1 protein-coding gene is annotated in these 1222 nt (G+C 27.3%); it reads left to right on the top strand.

Going from position 1 to position 1222, the window contains the following annotated elements; genetic code table 11:
- Positions 1-583, top strand: a 583-nt coding sequence (locus tag CD126_RS11655; RefSeq protein WP_142381374.1) for an Abi family protein, incomplete at its 5' end; no start/stop codon positions are given.
- Between the last annotated feature and the right edge of the window lie 639 nt (positions 584-1222).

Raw genomic sequence — 1222 nt, 5'->3', positions numbered from 1 at the left:
AAAAATGGTAGCCATTTTTAGTAACGTAATGAGTAATAGAAGAAATAAACCATTAAAACATTATATTAATACACATAATGGTGTTCCATTGTGGATATTAGTTAATTATATAACATTAGGGAATATTTCTAAGATGTATACTAATTTAGATGATGATTTACGTAAAAAAATTGCTCTAGATTATAAAAAGAAAATTGATAGAGATTATAATCTACAGTTACAAGTTGATCCTAAAGATATAGAAAGCGCTTTACAACAAGCACATTTGTATAGAAATGTATGTGCTCACGAGGAAAGACTTTACGATTATAAGATAACTAAACCAATAAGTAGAAATAATATATTTGGTAATTATAATAAAATTTTTAAAAAGAATTTAAAATCAACGAAAGACGATAGTTATATATTTGATTTGATAATTACCATGAGTTTGTTTTTAAAGAAGAAAGACTTTAAGAGCTTAGTGAAAAAATTAAATAACTGTATGAATGATCACTCGAAGGATTTTAAAACAATATCAATCGATAACATATATTCTAAAATGAATTTTCCGCAAAATATGTCATTTAAAGAATTACTTTAATATTATCTCCCCCTTAAACCTATAAATTGATTAAGAGGGAGATTTATAATTAGTATTCTTATCTTAAAGAGTCTCTTAGTTATCTAACTATTTTTATTCTCTTAATTGATCCATAAGTAGTACTTTGATGCCACAATATAAGTTATATATGAAGAAATATACCATTCCGATAATACCGATGATGAGAAGTATAATTGCAATGATTAGAGAGATTTTAGCATATAGTCCCATAAGTGCTACTGCTATAACAACTAATATTAAAAATAAATAAGGTGCGATGTGATATAGTATTGCACGTTTACCATGTGTAGAGACAGGTCTATCTAACCCGATCCAAATGATTTATGGAAATAAAAATGGTGCAAAGAATACACTGAAATAACTTAGTGATGCGAGAATCTTTTCAGTTTGTTTATCCATAATTATCACCTCAAGTTAATTATAACGTACTTGAAAGGTGAGTGAGCTTACACTTTTGTAAGGATAAGCTGAAATACTTATTGGTATTAGAGTAACATCACCCTAATAATGAAAGTAGCTTTTTATCGGGTGACGGATTGTAATATTAAGTGCAACACCCAAAAAATTTCATAAAAAATGCCCATAATTGGCACTTTGTTGTAAGATGTTAATACACCA

Origin of the sequence: Staphylococcus pettenkoferi, from assembly GCF_002902685.1 — a bacterium.
Classification (GTDB): Bacteria; Bacillota; Bacilli; order Staphylococcales; family Staphylococcaceae; genus Staphylococcus; species Staphylococcus pettenkoferi.
This window is presented reverse-complemented; position numbering and strand designations above follow the sequence as displayed.